Source organism: Microvirga sp. 3-52 (assembly GCF_018383585.1).
Classification (GTDB): domain Bacteria; phylum Pseudomonadota; class Alphaproteobacteria; order Rhizobiales; family Beijerinckiaceae; genus Microvirga.
Genome location: NZ_JAHAMK010000083.1, coordinates 1 through 1,189, shown reverse-complemented (window position 1 = coordinate 1,189; position 1,189 = coordinate 1). Strand labels below are relative to the sequence as shown.

The following is a 1,189-nucleotide window of genomic DNA, read 5'->3' as shown; positions in this document are numbered from 1 at the left end:
AGTCCATCACGGCGGCGACGACGCCGGCGCCGACGGTGCGGCCGCCTTCGCGGATGGCGAAGCGCAGCTTCTCTTCCATGGCGATCGGCGCAATCAGCGTCACTTCCATGGTGATGTTGTCGCCCGGCATCACCATCTCGGTGCCCTCAGGCAGCGTCACCACGCCGGTCACGTCCGTCGTGCGGAAGTAGAACTGCGGACGGTAGTTGCCGAAGAACGGCGTATGGCGTCCGCCCTCTTCCTTGGTCAGGATGTAGGCCTCGGCCTTGAACTTCGTGTGCGGCTTGATCGAGCCCGGCTTGCACAGCACCTGGCCGCGCTCCACGTCCTCGCGCTTCGTGCCGCGCAACAGCACGCCCACGTTGTCGCCCGCCTGGCCCTGGTCGAGCAGCTTGCGGAACATCTCAACGCCCGTCACCGTGGTCTTCTGCGTGTCGCGCAGACCCACGATCTCCACTTCCTCGCCGACCTTCACGATGCCGCGCTCGACCCGGCCCGTCACCACCGTGCCGCGGCCCGAGATCGAGAACACGTCCTCGATCGGCATCAGGAACGGCTGGTCCACCGGACGCTCCGGCTGCGGGATGTAGCGGTCGACCTCGGCCATCAGCTCGAGCACGCGCTCGCGGCCGATCTCCGGCGAACGGTCCTCCAGAGCGCACAGGGCCGAGCCCTTCACGATCGGAATGTCGTCGCCCGGGAAGTCGTACTTCGACAGAAGCTCGCGCACCTCCAGCTCAACCAGGTCGAGCAGCTCGGCGTCGTCGACCATGTCGACCTTGTTCATGAACACCACCAGGGCCGGCACACCCACCTGACGCGCCAGCAGGATGTGCTCGCGGGTCTGCGGCATCGGGCCGTCCGCCGACGACACCACCAGGATCGCCCCGTCCATCTGCGCCGCGCCCGTGATCATGTTCTTCACGTAGTCGGCGTGCCCGGGGCAGTCCACGTGGGCATAGTGCCGGTTCGTGGTCTCGTATTCCACGTGCGCGGTCGAGATCGTGATCCCGCGCGCCTTCTCCTCCGGCGCCTTGTCGATCTGGTCGTACGCCGTAAACGTCGCCCCGCCCGACTCCGCCAGAACCTTCGTGATCGCCGCCGTCAGAGACGTCTTGCCATGGTCCACGTGACCAATCGTCCCAATGTTGCAGTGCGGCTTATTGCGCTCAAACTTTTCCTTCGCCAT

The 1,189-nt window shown here is 65.9% G+C and carries 1 protein-coding gene; it reads right to left on the bottom strand.

Annotated elements, in window-relative coordinates; genetic code table 11:
- A partial coding sequence (gene tuf / locus KHP60_RS24835; protein ID WP_213566933.1) for an elongation factor Tu occupies positions 1 to 1,189 on the bottom strand: 1,189 nt, incomplete at its 3' end.